We start from the raw sequence: 17,974 nt of genomic DNA on the forward strand, positions 1-17,974 counted from the left end.
CAGGCTTTGCGCCAGAAATGCTGATGCTATGCAATCATTAAATCCGAGTAGAATTCAATGCTGTCCATGCGAAGAGGTTCACCGCCATCGGGGGTTCCTTCAAAAGCGATGAGCTCACCGTTTTCGATCCAGACATCTTCGATCACATAACTTGTCAGGCTGTCAGGGGCCGCAAGTTTCTGTTCGGTTTCCTGGTCCCAGGTCCAGCTGTCGACGGTTTCACCACCGACACTGACGTTGAGAATGCTCTCGCCATCGGATTCGTCGAAATAGTTGACGACGATGTCATAGAAGCCCGTTTCGCCTTCGAAAGCTGTCGACGCCTTTGCTTGCCCTTTCCCAACGGCCTTGATCAGCTCACCGCCAGAGGCAACCGAATTCTCCCTAATTTTCCACCCGCTTTCGAGGTCCAGCGTTTCCGCTTCGACCACATAGGTTGCGGGACCATCCACTGGGTTAGGCAGAGAGGCGTCCTCTTCGCTTTTGTCAGCGTCCAGCTGCACAAGATCCAGATAGTCGATCCTGAGCGGTTCTTTCCCGTCCGTCGTTCCCGAGAACGTAATCACGTCACCGGAATTCAGCTGGATGTTTGAAATGGTGATTTCGCTGGCGGTCAAACCGTTCGCGAGATCTGAACCCAGATCCTGATCCCACGTCCAGTTATGGATGACTTTTCCATTTACCAAAACAGATAGGTTCGACGCGCCGTCAGCCTCGTCGTAATACCCGATGGTGAAATCATAGGTACCGCTTGCTCCGTCGAACGCGGTCGATGCTTCACCATTTCCTCCGCCTTTCACACCGATCACGCTGTCACCAGAAGCGCCATTAATCGAAGACACGGAAAATCCGCTGTTCAGGTCGAAACTCTCAGCTTCGATACGGTATGCAGCAATACCATCAGCGTCCGCAGGTGGAGTTGTCGGTTCTGTTTCAGGAGCGGGGGCAGGTTGCGTATCCGCAGCATACCCGTCGAGCAAGCCATTGATGTAATCTTCGATATTGTGCACACCATTGCCGTCGGCATCGCCATGTGCATCAAACACATCCGGGTTCGAACCGAGGATCTCCTCGTAGTAGTCCGGTATTCCGTCATCGTCGCGATCACTTGGCGCCGTGGTGTTGGGCACGAACACATACCCGCCCACATCGTCAGGAGAATCGATGAAGCTGCCGGTTCCGTCGATTACCGACTGGATGATCCGTTCATCAATCGGGCTTAGTTCCGGGTAACGTGCGCCGGCGTTTGAAAGGACGTAATCCAGAGCCTCGTCTGAGGACAATATGGTGACATTGCTCGGCTCGAACACGTAGCTGTCGGAAATTTTCGACAGGGCAGCGCCATCTACTTCAGCCTGGTTGTCATAGACATAATATGCCGTGCCACTTTCCGGCGACTCCAGGCGAATGGCCGCACGTCCTGCCGAATCCTCGCCCGCCAGATAGACATTGCCGATGATATGGGCCGTCGTCCCCTCGTGCCCAAGGAAACCATTTGGACCGTAATTGTAGACCACGTTGTTGATGAATTCGATCTGCTTGGAGTCGTCTTTCACCGTAGCATTCCGAAACTCGTTATGTGCCAGCAGGTTGCCGACTACCGTAACGTTCGAGCTGCCATCGCCGATCAGCATGGCCATCGAATGGTCGCCCTTCGAATGCAACGAGCTTTTCAACGCTTCGGCGAAGATATTGTCAGAGATGGTAATGTTCTTGGCACCGTACCAGACCGTGATCAGCTCATCGATTGACCAGCTGAACGAGTTACCGTCGATGATAACATTTTCGACAGTCTGAGTACTGCTGCCGATCGAGATGCCATCCCGGTTGTCCGGAGTATCCCCATCGCCATCCCCCGGGCGGAACTGCAAACCACGGACGATAACATTGCTTTCGACGATGCGCAGCTTGGCACCCGTTACCGTGATGCCCTCAGGCGAGGTCTGACCGGCAATGGTCACATCACCATTTACCTTGATCGAATCCTGAAGATTGATTTCACCGCTCACCTCAAAGACGACGATCCGCGGTCCGTCGAGTTCTTCGAGAGCCCATCTGAGTGATCCCGGCCCCGAATCCGCCAGAGTCGTCACTTTGACGATTTCGCCGCCCCGGCCCCCAGTGGTTTCGGAACCGAAACCCTGCGCGCCTTCAAACGCCAAGTCGGCGCTCGTCAGATCTTCAGCCATCTGAATTCCTTCTCGATCTCAACAGGAACGTGCTTGTCCCTTGTATTGGTTTCATTAGGGCGCTGAGTGGTGCCCCTTGAATGCATGCATCCCAACATGCGCGGCGCTGCCTATACGCCATGGCACATATTTAAAACCGTCAGCTCGATAACACCAAGCAAGGTATCGGCGAAATTTGTCTTGGCGGTGGCTATTTTGTGCGGGTTGTTGCCAAATTTGGGTGTATTGGTGCGTTTTGAGCAATTTTTTGCCGCACATCCGTGGATTTCGGCTAAAGTAAGCCGAGACCGCAACAAAATATGCGGTCTGCGGCAGTTTACACATTCCCCTGCTGCGCTCGTATGAAAGTTTTGTTTGGCGTTTTTTGATCGGTTACTGGTGTTCAACGGGTATTTGTATGAGGAAAATCAAGATTCTCGCTCTTACAAAGTCGACGGGCGGCATTGCATTTTACAACAGGATGCTTCTGTCAGAGCTGGATCAGGAACGGTTCGAGTCCCATACAATTTGCTTGTCGGACGGTGCTCAGGCATACGCGGACAAACTTGCCGATGCGGGGCTGAGCGCCGAAGAATTTGCAATGGCGCGCTACCGGATCGACCCTCTGGGCGATTTGCGGGTCCTGAGACATGTGGTTCGCGTGGGGCGCGAGCGCGGGGTGGATATTCTGATCTGCCATGGAAGCAAGGCTGGCTTTATCGGCCGCGCGGCAGGCCGTATTCTGGGTTGCCCTGCCATATACCGACAAGCCTCGATGCCTTTCCTAAGGCGGGTCCAGGGGCGCAAGGCACCAGCCTATTGGGCGCTTGAGGTTATCGGAAACTGGTTCGGTGGTAAGATGGTTGCCATCACCGAATATGCCCGCGAAGAAACCCGAAGGCATCGGGTGCTGTCATCGGATGCCATTCAGGTGATCCGGACCGGTGTTGATACGGAACAGTTTCAGCCCGCCGGACGGCGGGACGCCGTCGCAACGAAACTTGGATTGGATCCCACACGCCCGATTGTCGGCTGGTTCGGCCGGCTGGAGCCGCAAAAGGCGCCGCTCGACTATGTTGCGGCCCTCCGCAAGGTTGCCCCGAACCATCCAGAGGCTCAATTTGTCATGGCGGGTGAGGGCCGCCTGCACGAGGAAATCAAACAGGCCCTGCAGGGATTGGAGAATGTTTACCTCTTTCCCTGGCAGAACGATCTTGAAAGCACGTTTCAGGCGGTGGACATCTATGCCCTGAGCTCGCATTGGGAAGGGCTGCCCCTGACCCTGTTGCAAGCGATGGCCAGTGGGTGTGTGCCGGTTTCGACCACAGTGGACGGATGTGCCGAAGCCGTCGAAACCGGAGTCAGCGGCCTGCTTGTTTCGCCCGGCGCGCCCGATGAGATGGCTGCGGCCCTTGATACTCTGCTATCTTCTCCTAAGCGCAGGTCCGACATGGCCCTTGCCGCTCGGCAAAGGGTGCTGGACCTTTTCGACCGCCGCCGGATGGTCCGCGAATGGGAGGAATTTCTGACCTCACAAGTCACCTCCACAATGCAAGCCTCTGTGCCGCCAGCCGGGGCAGAGGCGCTGGTGCCAAACAATGGGGGCAAACAATCAGGTCTGCGGATATGCATGGTGATCTCGTCCTATCACCCGATCGTTGGCGGAGCCGAAAAGCAGGTGGCTCAGCTGGCGCGGCTCATGATCAGCAAAGGGCACGCGGTGCGCGTCATCACGCGCCGCTACCCCGGACTGTCCGCGTTCGAGTTGATTGACGGTGTCGAGGTTCAGCGTATTCGCGCCGACGGGACCAAAATTCTGGCCTCGGCCCGGTTCCTGACCGGTGCCGCGCGCGCCATACGCCGCTATGCCCCTGATGTTGTTCACTGTCACTCGACCTTCAGCCCGACCTTGGCCGGAATCCTGAGCGGCGGTCTTTCTGGCCGACTGCTGCTTGTGAAACCGATGTGCGGTGGTGAGGTAGCGTCCATCATGAACAAGACGGGGGGCGGTTTACGGCGGTTTGCCATGCAACACAGGGTATCCCGCTTTGTCGCGGTGAGCAGTGAGATCAAGACGGAACTGCAGCAGTTTGGGTTCCCGGCTTCGAAAATCCTGAGTATCCCCAACGGCGTTGACATCGAACGCTTCCGCCCCTGCGCTGCCTCGCACGAGAAAGCCGCTCTCAGAAAAGAGCTCGGACTGCCCGAAGGTCCGCTGTTTCTGTTCGCCGGACGGTTTGCCCGACAAAAGCGCTTGCCGCTGCTGCTGAAAGCCTGGCCCCAGGTTCGGGCGCATTGCCCATATGCAACTTTACTGATCGCTGGCGCCAACAGGGACACCACGTCAGGTTTTCAGGCCATCGGTAGCGAGGCCGAAGAGGTGCCGGCTCATTTGCTGGAACAAGACAGTGTCCGGTTTTTAGGTCATGTTGATGACATGCCGTCTTATCTGCGCGCCTGCGATGTCTTTGTGCTGCCTTCGGCACGCGAGGGGCTATCCAATGCTCTGCTAGAAGCCTGCGCATCCGGGCTGGCTGTGGTGGCATCAAATGTCGGCGGCACCGAGGACTTGATTAAAGATGGCCACAATGGACGGCTGTTCACCCCCGATGATCTGGGCGAACTGGTCCGCGCACTGACCGACCTGAGCCTGGATGCCGGCTTGCGTGACACTCTTGGCGCCCATGCGGTCGAAACGATCCGCAAACAGTTCGACATTCGGCAGACAGCAAAGCGCCTGCTTCTGGCCTACGCCACATTAAGCGGCCCCCAAGAAACCGTGCCAGAGTCCGCCTTGGGTAATATAGTCCGAACCGATGGAGGCCGCGAATGACGTCTGACGGGCCAATTTTCATTCTTGGGCTACAGCGTGGCGGTACCAATCAACTCTTGAACATCTTACGGTCTCATCCGGACACTGCCTGGCCGAACGGAGAATTTCATGAGGTACTGCGGCCGAGTTGGTACAACAGAAACACTGTGCCGGATTTCGCCCGTATCGCGTACCACTATCTGCCGATCCTGATTGCAAAAGGGGATTTGCTGAACCCGCATAAGCAGATGCGCCCCACCGCAATGGATCAACGCATGCGAACCTGGATATCCAAGAGACTCAAGCAGGCCACAATACTAAATCACGCAGAAATTTCCCGATACAAGGCCGCCATGGAAGCACATGGTTTTTTCCGGAACGGACCTGCCACCAGCTCCAGAATGGTCATGAAACTGGTCAACTATAATGTCGAACTTGCCCGGGACCTGCGTCAGATTTATCCCAATGCCACTTTCATTGGCATTGTGCGCGATGCTGTCGGTATATGCGAAAGTATGATGTCTCGCGGTGCAACGCCGGAAAAAACTCTAAGTCTGTACCAGTCCGTAGCACGGACATTTCTTGAACTGGCTGACGAAGATTTTCCTATCATGCTGCTCCGCTTCGAAGAAATCATCACCGACATCGCAGCGACCAGCACCAGAGTGTTCTCATTCTGCGGCCTCGACCCCAAAGCGACCTCGGGATTCTGCCTGCAGGATAAGGTGCGAGTCTTAGATGAAAACGGCCGGGTCGTCGGTATGCAGAAGAGGGATGCATATTATGATATTGCCAGCGCAAACACTCATCTGCGGGCGGATGTGAATATTTCAGCCCATGCCCGTTTGCCGGAACACCTCAGATCGCAGATCGAGGAAAGCTGCGGCCCTCTCATGCGGCAGCTTGGATATAGTTCAACCAAGACTGTTTCTGCCTGACCCGGCTCTCCAATCGCGTGGCAACCGCAACAGATTCAGGTGGTCTGGCATGTCACCATCTGCCATATACTTCAGTCGCGCAATACGACCGGCTTCGACGGCAAGCAAAATGACGATCCAAAGAAACCTCGGATAGGAGTCATGTAAAAGAACCATTCCCGCCAAATACCCCGCGAGCCCCGCACCGAACGCAATAAACTGTCCTGCCCGCTGGTCATCGCCGTGCGCTCGCGCAGCTTGAAAGGCTCCGACAAGTCCGAAGGCAGCCATAAGCAGGATCGCCAGAAAATAGAGCAGTCCGACCAGACCCTTCTCAGCCAGAACTTCTAGATAAAGGCTGTGAGCCGAGCGCCCCTCGCCCCGAAAAATCAACCCCTTTTCCAGAGCGACGTCCTGATAGTGGATTTTGAAGTTTCCGGTACCAACCCCTTCCCAGGGATGCGTGGCAAAAAGCTCCCAAGCCACTTTGTAGGCGGCAAGCCTGCCTTCTGCGCCTTTGTCAACCGCAACTGTTTCGGCCAAATTACCAAGGGTCGAAAGCCTTTCGAATGCTTCTTCTCCTAGAAAGGCGAAAGCTGCTGCCAGCAAGCTGGCGAAGGCGATGATCCCAAACAGCTTTTGACGGCTGGTCAACTGGAAAAATAAGATTCCCAAGCCGACAAAAAGCGCCAGAATCCCTCCTCTGGATTGCGTGAGTAAAAGTCCAAGCAGCAATAGTGCTGCTGCCAGCCCCCAAAAAACTGACTTTAAAAAACTATCAGATCGAAAAAAAAAGCCCAACGCTAGTGGAATGTGGAAAACAAGAATAACAGCGAAAAAATTTCCATCATCAATCGGACCTTCGAAGCGGCCATGGAATTGATCGAAATGCGAAAAGAGTTCGATACCAGGTGGTAGAACAACACCCAACACTTGTATAAAGCCCAGGCTGCAAATTGCAGTGACCGTTGCGACAGAAGAAACCACGACGGTTTCGAAGCCGTTCCGATACCGCATGAAAGCCAGCACGAGCAGCGCGACCATCACCACTTTGATGAAGTCGACAGTACTGTCCAGCGTCACACGCCAGTCGACGGCATAGGTTGCTCCAAACAGGGTGAGTGCCAGGTATCCGACCATCAGCCAGAGGGAAAGCCAGCCAATATAGGGGCGATCACCCCATAAGAAATAGCGCATAATCAGCAGGGCCGTCAGACCGGGAACTGCAAGCTTGGCAATAGACGGGGCTCCAAACCCGACAATCAGATTGGGTGAGAGGTTGGAAACGATCATAATGATCAGCATCGACAGAGCGACCAACGGGTAGCGTAGCGTTACCAGGCTGACGACCCCGAAAACTGTCAGCGCGACCAACTCAAGTGTCGAAGAGTTGCCGATTGCGATTGTGATAACAACAGCAGCAAAGCCGATCCCCATCAGCTTTGCATATTGTGAAAGCCTTGCCTCTTCGACCATCAGCGAACACCTTTCGCGTACCACTGGGTTTCCAACAAACGGCTCATATCCAACTCAGTGCAAGCTTCGCTTTTTCTGAATCCGCCGTCCGATTGTGACCCGGATACCATTCATCAACCCTCGCCTGCGAACCACATGCACCATGGATTTCACGCCGTCCGCAACAGTCAGGCCAATCAGCGCAGGTCGTGATAAAGGTTTGTAACGATCCGCGTACTCCATTTCGTAAGGCGTGGATTCGATCACATCATAGACAATCTCTTCAATTCGTTTCTGCAGCTTCGGCGTAAGCGCTTGACGATATTTTCCGAAATTGTGTTGATCGATTTTTAGCTTTCCTTTTGTGCTGCCCAGGTTTTCGGAGGGAACTGTCAGGGTCATCATGTTTTCCTCAAAAGGATATTCAAGAAATTCGGATATCCGCCGCAGCTCCAATTCAGGTTTTTCGAGCAGGCATTCGTAATAGACACTAAGATAGTCGCCCCCAAGATTAGGCGCGCTTCGATGTGCTGCCTTCATGTCGCGTGCCCACTTTTTTGCCACTCGCAACACATTGTGGCCCCACGCCTTTTGCGCGGATACGGCTACATCCCGGGGATCTCGGATGATATGCACAAACCGCGCGGTTGGGAAAATCTCCTTCAAAAGATCCATTTCCAAAACATAGGAAGGTGTTTTATCCCCCCACAAACCCTGCGCATCAGCTTCGCCATTTGAATAAAATCTAAAAATGATTTCGAATGCGTCGCTCCACGTCTGCGCAAACCTCAGTTGATCGAAATCCGTCCGGGTCATGACTGGCTTTCCCATCGCCCGACTGTAGAGCTGGAAGGGCATTCGGTCAAAATCGGCAAACAGTTGGTCGAGATCCGCGTCAAATTTTTTGGAATCACCCCCATGCCTCTGGAACAGATACGGGACGAAATAGGTTTCGGGATTGCAGAGATTGATAACAGAGTTTCTGTTCAGCAGGTCGCGAAGCAGTTTTGTCCCGCTTCTTGGGCTTCCCACTAGGAATAACGGCCCTGAGTACTCTCGCATAAACTCGCAAACCCGAAACAGTCTAATTTAATGGCAATAAAGTTAGCGGCTGCACCCAATTAGTCAATCTTTTGCCTGCGCCCGCTTACGGCACGATAAGATCATCCCATAGACCGAAGGTGCATGGTTTGTTATGTTTTAGGTTGAGTGCTAAGTTGTGTTTTGTGTTTTGGTAATGGTTTCGGGAGTACGATTTTGTATAGGCAACTGAAAATTTCCTGGAAGTTTGTGAAGATTGCCACGATTGTTGTTTTTTGTGTATTTCCCGTGCTTGCGTACTATGTGATGCTCAAGCCGCCGGTATTTGAAGCAAGATCACTTATTCTGTTCGCACTGGGTCGGGAATATATTTATGTTCCGGATTCATTCGGTGCCGGTGCCAAGGCCCCAAACCCCGGTGATTTTCAAGGCGTCGTAAACGCCGAGATGCTTTTGCTCGATAATCCCGAGCTTAGCCTTGCCGCGCTGGAGGCTGTCGGAGTGGATCGGGTTTACCCTGGCCTGCCACTTGACAAAGAGGCGCTACGCCAAGCCGTTTTGTGGGTGCAGGCAGCAACCACAGTAGAACTCATCACCGGTTCATACGTAGTCAAAATCGCAGTCCGGCATGTAGAGCCGGAAATTGCAGCCGAGTTGACCAACGCAATCACCGCAGCCTTTCTGGAGCGGCGGCGCGAACTTTATACCACCCGAGAGACCTCCCGGCTGGAGACCCGCCTGAACGCCGCCGTCAGCCAAGCTGCCGATACCAACAATCAGGTGCATGAATTGCTCGGTGGTCTGGACCCTCAATTCATCACCTACGATCTGAGCAAGACATCTGAAGATCAGGCCAATCTCGAAAGGCTTCTGAGACAGTCGCGCACAACCTTGGCTGCCCTCAAGGTGCGCCGGGAGCTCTATGCTAAGCGCTTGGGAATGGAGGACCGGTTGCTGCTCACTGAAGCCGAAATTGAAGAAGAGCAGGCAAGGATAGACTACATTGAGAATTCCATGCTCGAAAATCAGGAAAAGGTGAAAAACCTCTCCACGCTCATTCCGGTTTTGCGCCCCCTGATTTCCCTTCAGCAGCAGCAAGCCGAACAGATAGCAAGCCTGCAAATGCGGCTGCGCGACAACCTGGCCCTGAGTGGTGCCAACATTGAAGGAAACGTGCGTGTGATCGAGCGGGCGGTTCCCCCACTGCGCTCCAGTTCCGCGTCCTTGAAGGTGCAGCTTGCCATCGTTGGGATGGTATCCTTGCTGGCAGGTATCGCCGCTGCCGGATTCAGCACGCTTCTGACCGGCGGAAAACAAGAGACCTCCGGACCCACCAAGCTCCAGAACCAGGGTACGAGCGGCGCCAAACCCGCGAGGTTTCAACCAATATTCAGACAGCTGCGCGCCCAGAATGCGAAACACAAGCCCAAGGTCAAAGCGCCGACACAGTGACAGATCTTCCCCTCCCTTGTGTCAGCCTGCGAGGCTGGAGGCCGTAAGCCAACGCGCCAGAAGAAGGCGAAGCAACTTAGCTGTGGGACTATTGCAGGAGAATGATAGTGCAGGACGGCCCTGAATCCTCACCGCTCAAGTTGGCTTATATTGTGGATACCCTTGTAACAGGAGGGGCCGAGCGTCTGGTCGTGACCTTCGCAAGAGCGACCAGGAACCGGACTGATATCGATCTTACCGTGTTCGTTCTCAGTGGTAGTGGCACTCCTTTCTGCAATGAGCTTGAACACATGGGGATCGAGGTGGTCTACCTTCCAGGGAAAAGTCTGGTTGATGTCGGTCGTTTTCTAAAGCTGGTGTACCAACTTCGAAAGAGATCGATTGAATATGTGCACGCGCACCTGATTTCCTCGACTGTGCTGGGGGGGTGGGCCGCTGCAATCCTGCGTCTGCCCTTCGCCACCACGATCCACAATGTAAAAGCCAGCACATCCAGGGTCCGGAGATTTCGTGGGTTCTTGTATCGCAGCGTCCTGCGGATGCCCCGAACAGTCAGAATTGCTGTCGGTCAGGCCGTCGCAGAGGCGGCGCGGGCCGACACCGGAGGGCGCGGTTGCATCGTTGTTCCAAATGCGGTTTCACCCGATGTGGTGGCACCACCGGGCGCGCGGGAAGCGACGCGCGCGAAAATGGCGCTAGACCATCGCAAGGTTCTGATCGCGGTTGGCGCGATCATCGGGCAGAAGGCATATGAAGACCTTCTGGTAGCCTATGCCCAGGTATCCTCGCAGATGTCAGATACCATCCTGCTGATCGTCGGAAACGCGCCGGAAGCGGACCGCCATGAGAACCTGCAGGCGCTGGCAGAAAACCTCGGCATAACCGAACAGATCCGATTTCTGGGTCTAAGACAGGATGTGCCGGACTTGCTGTCCGCCGCGGACCTGTTCGTCAGCGCGTCGCATTGGGAGGGATTGCCAGTTTCGGTGCTGGAAGCCATGGCAAATGGAGTGCCTTGCGTCGTGACGGATGCGGGCGACAATACCCTTGTTCTGAGGGGTACGGGAGCCCCGATTGTCCCTCCGGGGCAACCTGATGCCTTAGCTGAAGCATTGCTCACCCTTTTGAAGGATGACACAGCCCGGGAGCAAATCGGGCAGGCGGAGTGCGCACGAGTTGCTGAGCATTATGGCGTCGAAGCTTGGGTCGACAGGCTAGTAAACATATACGGAGAAGCCGGGCACCGGTCGGGTCACACCAGTCACTGCAATAGCGCCCAGGCGCCGCGTTTGGTAGCAGATCACAAGGATGGCGCATCGTGAGCACAGTTGATGTGGTACGCCGCCGCTTGCGGCGCAGTTTTATATATCCACTTGCGCGCAACACACAGCTTCATCTTCGGAATCTCCAGGACAGTTCACGCGCACTTCCAAGTTTTATCGTCATTGGGGCTCATAAGGCAGGCACGACGTCCTTTTATAAGAATCTGACGACCCATCCCCAGATTTGGCCCGCCTGGACCAAGGAGGTCCATTATTTTGACCAAGCGAAGCTTCCATCTCTTAGCTGGTACCGTGCACATTTCCCCCCCGAACGTGAATTAGCTGATATCGGAGGGATCACCGGCGAAGCCAGCCCGTCCTACTGCCTTTTCCCGCATCTTCCTGAAATGATTCATCAATGCCTACCAAAGTGCAAATTCATCATTTTGCTACGCAATCCGGTTGAGCGCGCCTATTCCGCCCACCAATACAACGTCCGGGGGGGCATGACCGATATTTCGTTCCAGGACTGGATCGAACGGGATTTTGCCCGCCTGGCCGGGCGGGTTATAGATCAAGAAATGTTTTCTGAATTCCTTTCGGAACCCCGCTCTCTCGAAAATGTTCCATTGGCACTGCTACGAGGCGTTTATGTGGAGCAGTTGAAATTTTGGCACGCAGTGGTTCCAGAAGATCAACTGCTTATCCTCAACAGCGCAGACTATTTCGCGGACCCCGCTAGCGTGTTGCGGTCGGTCTCGACGGACTTCCTGAAACTGGATGACCACCAGTTCGAATACCGGAAAACGCGCACCGAAGCGCGCTCATACCCCAAGGTTGATGAAGCGGCCGCGCGGCAGCTCGAGGAATTTTACCGCCCCTATAACGAAAAACTCACTTCCTATCTGGGTCGCGATTTCGGTTGGTGATCATAAACCCGCCATTTAGTTTGTGACTCCTTCAAACTTCACAACCAGAACATCGCCCGGTCGCAATTCGCTGGTCATGCTCACACGTTCGGGCTCTGAGCTTCCGTCGGCACGGAACACCTCGAACACAGTTGCGGCCTGCTCTTCCACGGTCATCGCCAGCGACGGGGCTGCAATTCGCAGGTAATCCATGCTGGCGTTGAGCTGCGAGCGGAGCAATTCTATGTTTTCATCCGCCGCAACTTTGTCCGCCAGCAAATCACGGTGATACCGGGTCAGCGCCACATCGATTTCGTTCTTGGCATGTGCCGCCGTCTGCGCAGCAGACGCCGCGCGAGCCGTCGTCTCGAGATCATCCGACCGATACCGATCCGCTTCGACCTTCCAGTCGGTCAGCCTCTCTTTTCGGGACAACCCCTGCGAGACCAGCTTATTGACATCTGCCAGCTGTGCTTCTGTCACCTCAAGCTGGCGTCCGATAATTGTGCGACGCTGCGCATACAAATCCGCCTCTGCAGTCGCGAGCGCCTCTCTGCGGCTAAAGCCCTCGATTGACTCGTCCAAGATGGTTCGGCCCATGCGGACAAGCGAAACCTGGTCCGGGTTCACACCCTCAACTGTCAGCTCATTGCCATCAAGTTGTCCGGCCTCAACCAATTCCAGTTCCGATTGTATAACTCTGCGTTGATCTTCTGCGAAATTCAGTCGTATGCGCGCCTGCACAATGCGCTGCTGTGCATCCACGATCGCCCGCTCATTCACGGACGCGGCTGTCGTTCTTTCATATCCTCCGGCCCTGGCAACCGCTTTGATCACTGTCATACCGGGCACGTACGGATAAGTTCCCGGGGCCTGAACGACGCCCAGCACAGACACTGGCCGATATTCAGCGACATCCACGATGACCGAGACCGATCCGGAAAAGGATTCTGTCGCCCGCTTCACGATACTGTCTTCGATCTCGGGCAGCGTCAGCCCGGCGGCTTCTATCGTACCCAGCATGTGGAGCCGAAATGTTCCATCATCCCTGACCTGCGCGATCCTTGAAAACTCGGTCCGTCCCAGAATCGAGATGTCCAGCTTGTCCCCTGGAGCCACCACGTAACTATCCGCGACAGCCTGTTGAAACAGACCAAAACACAGGGCCGCAGCCCAAACTAATATTCGAACACTTTTAAACATAGACCTGTCTCCGTCTGCTGGGTTCACCTTAAACCGCATCCGTCACCTACAAATTCCGAACCAGCCCCCGACATATCATAGATGGACCAGAGCCGGTCCATCATAGCGGCCCCGGAAAACCGGCTCTCTACGGTGTCCCGCCCGGCCTTTCCAAGCCGCCCCCGGGCATCCGCATCCGCAATCACACATTCCAAAGCACCGGCCAGGGCCGATGGGTCCGACGGTGCAACCAGCATGCCATTTACCCCGTCTTTTATCAAATCCGGGATGCCACCGACCGCGGTGGATACGACCGGGACTTCGGCCGCCATCGCCTCAAGCAGTGCCATCGGCAGGCCCTCCCATTTAGAAGCAAGGGTAAATATGTCGATCGCTGCAAGCAGCGACGGCATGTCCCGCAAATTGCCTGTAAAGGTCAGTTGGCCGTCTCCCAGCCCAAGGCTCCGCGCCCGCTGCCGGACAACTTCCGATAGCTCCCCATCTCCGACGATCAGGGCATGCATATTCAGATTTCGTTCCTGCAGCCGGGAAATGGCTTGCAGGAAGTTCTCGTGATCTTTCTGCTCCGTCACGCGCCCGATTTTCGCAAGCACAACAGCATCTTCAGGCACCCCGAATTGAGACAGATCCATAGGCTGCACCCGTCCGGCAGCGAACCGATCCAAATCGACGCCATTTTGCACAACCTCAATCCGGGCACGGTTATACCCGCCGAAGCGCGCCACATGATCCGCAACATTTTCGGTGACAGCCAAACAAGCGTCGGCACCCGACGTGAGCGTCCTGTAAATGCCAGACAACACCCTTTTTCTGCGCCAAGGGTCGGTGTTGTGCAAGGTAATGACCCGGCGCCGGTTCATGTAGCGGGCGGCCAATTGCCCGACCAGATCGCTTTTGATCAGATGGGTGTGCACAATATCCGGGTTCCAGTCGCGCATCAGCCGAAGGGCTCGCGTCAGCGCCCGTGGATCGCGCAACCCATGCCGACTGAGCCGCACCGTTTCGACCCCGCGCCGGGTGATCTCAATCTCAAGCGGCCCTTGGGTGAAATAGGCAACCTTTACCTGATTGCCCCGCTGATGCGCTGCATCCAGCAGATCGAGCAACAGCGTTTCGGCACCGCCAATACGCAAGCTGTCAATGATATAGAGAAGCCGCAGGCTCACCAGATCACCTCACCGACGTTCACGCCGTCCCTGCCCGCCGGCGTATGTGCCATCATGCGCCGCACGACGGCCTCCCAAGTAAAGCTTTCGCCCCGTTCCAACCCGGCAAGCCCCATCTGACGGCAGGTCTCTGCATCTTCCAGAACCTGATAAAGCGCCTGAGCCAGCCCTGCGCTGTCTTTCGGCGGGACCAGCCGCCCGGTTTCACCGTCCCTGACAATCGCACCGATATCCCCTGCAGTGGTCGAAACCACCGGCAGTCCAAATTGCATGGCTTCGAGAAACACGATGCCAAAAGGTTCGACCCGTGACGGCATACAAAAGCAGGAAGCGCGGCGGAAATAATCTTCGATCTCCGAAAGCGGCAGACGTCCGACCACCTCGCACCCGTCGACATCGACCTCTGGAGAACACCCCACAATGGTGAGCGTCACATCCGGCAGGCGTTGTCGTAGCTCAACAAACGCCTCAATCAATTCCGGTCCACCCTTGCGATCCCACTCGACACCCACGAACAGTATATTCCTGCGCGCGTAGCGGTCCTGTGAGATGTCGAGCGAACGGCTGGGCCTGACAGACGCCCCCGCCCCGATCGCCGAAACCTTGCAAGGCGCCATACCGTAGTCCTCAATCAGAAAGTTTCTGATCTTGGGGCCGAAGGTGAAGACATGCGCAGCCTTTTCATAAATCTCGCGCTCACACTCCAACCACTGCCCGGAAGGATAGCCCGTGCCTTCCTGATCTTCATCGGCAAGACGTGCGCGCGCCACATGGTCGGTATAGACAAAATTCGGACAGCCCGGCAGCGCCGCCGAAAACATCGACTGTGTCTGCACGGAGAAATCAAACCCCTGATCACCAAAGCGCTGTTGCAAAAGCTTCTCGGCTGCCCTGAAATAGGCCCTGTTTCGGAACAATCGGTAGCGCAGCACCGAGCGCGACCGAAAACTCCCAAGCCCGTATTCCCACGGAACATTCACCAAGCTGTTAAACAGCCCTGCATAATTTGACCGCATCGCCACACCGAGATTGAAGGTCTCGAACGTCACCTGGGGGAACTCCGTTTCCAAAGCTTCCAGCAACTGGGCGTTGATATGCGAAAAATGCCCGAATGTGACGAAAAGCGCCCGAGAGCCCGAGCCCCCGCGCGCGCTATCTTCCAAGGTGTTTAAAGTATCCCGCATGTGCCGCGTCCGTCACGCAATCTGGTCATCCACGTATGTGAAATCAAAATAATCAGTTCTCAGCGGCTCGGAGCCATCCTTGAAGCCGACGATCTCGATCACATCCCCCGAAGTCAGCGACACGTCGCTGATCGTACGCTCGACAAACGACGTCGGGTTCGCAAGCACATCCCCCGCATCCACATTCCAGATGAAGTTGTCGATCTCGACACCGTTCACCAGAACACTCATCTGCGACTGGCCATCGGATTCGTCAAAATAACCAAGCCCCAGATCGTAAACACCGGTCGCCTCGGTGAAGGTATAGGACGCCCGCTGTTCGCCGCTGCCCCCCGCCTGCAGGTACTGACCTCCCGACGCGACAGCATTGCTTTTGATGTTAAAGCCGCTGACGATGTTGAACGTCTCGGCCTCGACCCGGAACGGATCCGGTGGGGCAGATGACAAATCAACCGTGAAGACTTCAAGCGACGGATCGGCCGCCACGGCGTTGCCGCTGGTGTCTTCAACCTCGCTCGCAAGCAGCGCCACCGTATAATCGCCCTCATCGGCTAGATCCCAGGTCCCGCCCGGTGTCGCAACCGTGTAGGTTGCCGTCCGCGGGGTACCATCGCTGCCCACATCCACGCTCACACCTGTCACCGTCAGTGGACCGTCCGGCCCGGTCACGGTGATGTCACCCACATCGATGCTGGAGACATCAACCGCCACGTTATCCGCAAAGGTCACCGTGACTTGCGTGCTGGACGCCCCGACATCCCCCTGACCGATATCCGGCGCTGAAGATGATTGCACAAACGGAGCGGTCGTGTCCGGCCCCCCGCCGCCGCTGACAAACTGGAAGTCCAGATAATCGGTTCTCAGCGGCTCGGGGCCATCCTTGAAACCAACGATCTCGATCACATCCCCCGAAGTCAGCGACACGTCGCTGATCGTACGCTCGACAAACGACGACGGGTTCGCAAGCGCATCCCCCGCATCCACATTCCAGATGAAATTGTCGATCTCGACACCGTTCACCAGAACACTCATCTGCGACTGGCCATCGGATTCGTCAAAATAACCAAGCCCCAGATCGTAAACACCGGTCGCTGCCGCAAACGTATAAGACGCCCGCTGCTCGCCGCTGCCAACCGCTTGCAGGTACTGGCCGTTGGATGCCGTGGCATTGCTCTTGATGGTAAAGCCGCTGACGATGTTGAACGTCTCGGCCTCGACCCGGAACGGATCCGGTGGAGCCGTCGACAGATCAACCGTGAAGACCTCAAGCGACGGGTCGGCCACCACGGCATTGCCGCTGGTGTCTTCAACCTCGCTCGCAAGCAACGCCACCGTATAATCGCCCTCATCAGCCAGATCCCAGGTCCCGCCTGGCGCCTCAACCGTGTAGGTTGCCGTCCGCGGGGTACCATCGCTGCCCACATCCACGCTCACACCCGTCACCGTCAGCGGGCCACCCGGCCCGGTCACGGTGATGTCACCCACATCGATGCTGGAGACATCAACCGCCACGTTATCCGCAAAGGTCACCGTGACCTGCGTGCTGGACGCCCCAACATCCCCCTGACCGATATCAGGCGCAGAAGACGATTGCACAAACGGAGCGGTCGTGTCCGAACCCCCGCCGCCGCTGACAAACTGGAAGTCCAGATAATCGGTTCTCAGCGGCTCGGAGCCATCCTTGAAGCCAACGATCTCGATCACATCGCCCGTCGTCAGCGACACGCCGTTGATCGCGCGTTCGACAAACGACGACGGGTTCGCAAGCGCTTCCCCCGCATCCACATTCCAGATGAAGTTGTCGATCTCGACACCGTTCACCAGAACACTCATCTGCGACTGGCCATCGGATTCGTCAAAATAACCAAGCCCCAGATCGTAAACACCGGTCGCCGCCGCAAACGTATAAGACGCCCGCTGCTCGCCGCTGCCCCCCGCTTGTAAGTACTGGCCGCTGGATGCCGTGGCATTGCTCTTGATATTAAAGCCGCTGACGATGTTGAATGTCTCGGCCTCGACCCGGAACGGATCCGGTGGGGCCGTCGACAGATCAACCGTGAAGACCTCAAGCGACGGATCGGCCACCACGGCATTGCCGCTGGTGTCTTCAACCTCGCTCGCAAGCAGCGCCACCGTATAGTCGCCCTCATCGGCCAGATCCCAGGTCCCGCCTGGCGCCTCAACCGTGTAGGTTGCCGTCCGCGGGGTACCATCGCTGCCCACATCCACGCTCACACCCGTCACCGTCAGCGGGCCACCCGGCCCGGTCACGGTGATGTCACCCACATCGATGCTGGAGACATCAACCGCCACGTTATCCGCAAAGGTCACCGTGACCTGCGTGCTGGACGCCCCAACATCCCCCTGACCGATATCAGGCGCAGAAGACGATTGCACAAACGGAGC

The 17,974-nt window shown here is 56.1% G+C and carries 12 protein-coding genes; 5 read left to right on the forward strand and 7 right to left on the reverse strand.

The features are described 5' to 3' along the window. Nucleotides 1–26: 26 nt before the first annotated feature. Nucleotides 27–2,189 carry a hypothetical protein gene (locus tag ACR0D7_RS18320; protein ID WP_480680299.1) on the reverse strand — a complete coding sequence of 721 codons (2,163 nt, stop codon included), beginning with the start codon at nt 2,187–2,189 and terminating at the stop codon, nt 27–29. 397 nt (nt 2,190–2,586) lie between these two features. On the opposite strand from ACR0D7_RS18320, the gene ACR0D7_RS18325 reads away from it, so the two are divergent. Both ACR0D7_RS18325 and ACR0D7_RS18330 read left to right on the forward strand, forming a co-directional pair. After that, nucleotides 2,587–5,001, forward strand: a complete 2,415-nt coding sequence (locus ACR0D7_RS18325) for a glycosyltransferase (RefSeq protein ID WP_480680300.1) — start codon at nt 2,587–2,589, stop codon at nt 4,999–5,001. Then, nucleotides 4,998–5,918: a sulfotransferase family protein gene (locus ACR0D7_RS18330; RefSeq protein WP_480680301.1), complete on the forward strand. Its 921-nt coding sequence runs from the start codon at nt 4,998–5,000 to the stop codon at nt 5,916–5,918. Before ACR0D7_RS18325 ends, ACR0D7_RS18330 begins: the two co-directional genes overlap by 4 nt. On the opposite strand, the gene ACR0D7_RS18335 is transcribed toward ACR0D7_RS18330, so the two are convergent. Together ACR0D7_RS18335 and ACR0D7_RS18340 are read right to left on the reverse strand one after the other, a co-directional pair. Continuing rightward, nucleotides 5,895–7,373 (reverse strand): O-antigen ligase family protein, encoded by a 1,479-nt coding sequence (locus ACR0D7_RS18335; RefSeq protein WP_480680302.1) that lies wholly within the window; start codon nt 7,371–7,373, stop codon nt 5,895–5,897. The two genes, ACR0D7_RS18330 and ACR0D7_RS18335, sit on opposite strands and share 24 nt — an antisense overlap. Before the next feature lie 54 nt (nt 7,374–7,427). Next, on the reverse strand, nt 7,428–8,414 hold the full coding sequence (locus ACR0D7_RS18340; RefSeq protein WP_480680303.1) for a sulfotransferase family protein: 987 nt from the start codon (nt 8,412–8,414) through the stop codon (nt 7,428–7,430). Between the two features lie 195 nt (nt 8,415–8,609). On the opposite strand from ACR0D7_RS18340, the gene ACR0D7_RS18345 reads away from it, so the two are divergent. The 3 genes from ACR0D7_RS18345 to ACR0D7_RS18355 all read left to right on the forward strand — a co-directional run bounded on the left by ACR0D7_RS18345 (nt 8,610) and on the right by ACR0D7_RS18355 (nt 12,036). Further along, complete coding sequence (locus tag ACR0D7_RS18345) at nt 8,610–9,845, forward strand: GumC domain-containing protein (protein ID WP_480680304.1); 1,236 nt, start codon at nt 8,610–8,612, stop codon at nt 9,843–9,845. Nucleotides 9,846–9,952: 107 nt separating this feature from the next. Next, on the forward strand, nt 9,953–11,167 hold the full coding sequence (locus ACR0D7_RS18350; protein WP_480680305.1) for a glycosyltransferase: 1,215 nt from the start codon (nt 9,953–9,955) through the stop codon (nt 11,165–11,167). Next, complete coding sequence (locus tag ACR0D7_RS18355; RefSeq protein WP_480680306.1) at nt 11,164–12,036, forward strand: sulfotransferase domain-containing protein; 873 nt, start codon at nt 11,164–11,166, stop codon at nt 12,034–12,036. Before ACR0D7_RS18350 ends, ACR0D7_RS18355 begins: the two co-directional genes overlap by 4 nt. Before the next feature lie 15 nt (nt 12,037–12,051). Here the strand turns inward: ACR0D7_RS18355 and ACR0D7_RS18360 are convergent, their stop codons facing one another. From ACR0D7_RS18360 to ACR0D7_RS18375, 4 genes are all read right to left on the reverse strand, one after another. After that, nucleotides 12,052–13,218 (reverse strand): polysaccharide biosynthesis/export family protein, encoded by a 1,167-nt coding sequence (locus tag ACR0D7_RS18360; protein ID WP_480680307.1) that lies wholly within the window; start codon nt 13,216–13,218, stop codon nt 12,052–12,054. Nucleotides 13,219–13,241: 23 nt separating this feature from the next. Then, a complete protein-coding gene (locus ACR0D7_RS18365; RefSeq protein WP_480680308.1) occupies nt 13,242–14,384 on the reverse strand; it encodes a glycosyltransferase in 1,143 nt (380 codons plus the stop codon). Beyond that, nucleotides 14,381–15,568 (reverse strand): glycosyltransferase family 4 protein, encoded by a 1,188-nt coding sequence (locus ACR0D7_RS18370; RefSeq protein WP_480680309.1) that lies wholly within the window; start codon nt 15,566–15,568, stop codon nt 14,381–14,383. Before ACR0D7_RS18370 ends, ACR0D7_RS18365 begins: the two co-directional genes overlap by 4 nt. Before the next feature lie 12 nt (nt 15,569–15,580). After that, a partial coding sequence (locus ACR0D7_RS18375; RefSeq protein ID WP_480680310.1) for an Ig-like domain-containing domain occupies nt 15,581–17,974 on the reverse strand: 2,394 nt, incomplete at its 5' end.

It is taken from the genome of Ruegeria sp. BB7 (assembly GCF_056539365.1).

Bases quoted from the DNA above. Each gene is read 5' to 3' on its own strand.
- ACR0D7_RS18320 (WP_480680299.1), bottom strand. From the start codon at position 2,189: ATGGCTGAAGATCTGACGAGCGCCGACTTGGCGTTTGAAGGCGCGCAG.
- ACR0D7_RS18325 (WP_480680300.1), top strand. From the start codon at position 2,587: ATGAGGAAAATCAAGATTCTCGCTCTTACAAAGTCGACGGGCGGCATT.
- ACR0D7_RS18330 (WP_480680301.1), top strand. From the start codon at position 4,998: ATGACGTCTGACGGGCCAATTTTCATTCTTGGGCTACAGCGTGGCGGT.
- ACR0D7_RS18335 (WP_480680302.1), bottom strand. From the start codon at position 7,373: ATGGTCGAAGAGGCAAGGCTTTCACAATATGCAAAGCTGATGGGGATC.
- ACR0D7_RS18340 (WP_480680303.1), bottom strand. From the start codon at position 8,414: ATGCGAGAGTACTCAGGGCCGTTATTCCTAGTGGGAAGCCCAAGAAGC.
- ACR0D7_RS18360 (WP_480680307.1), bottom strand. From the start codon at position 13,218: ATGTTTAAAAGTGTTCGAATATTAGTTTGGGCTGCGGCCCTGTGTTTT.
- ACR0D7_RS18370 (WP_480680309.1), bottom strand. From the start codon at position 15,568: ATGCGGGATACTTTAAACACCTTGGAAGATAGCGCGCGCGGGGGCTCG.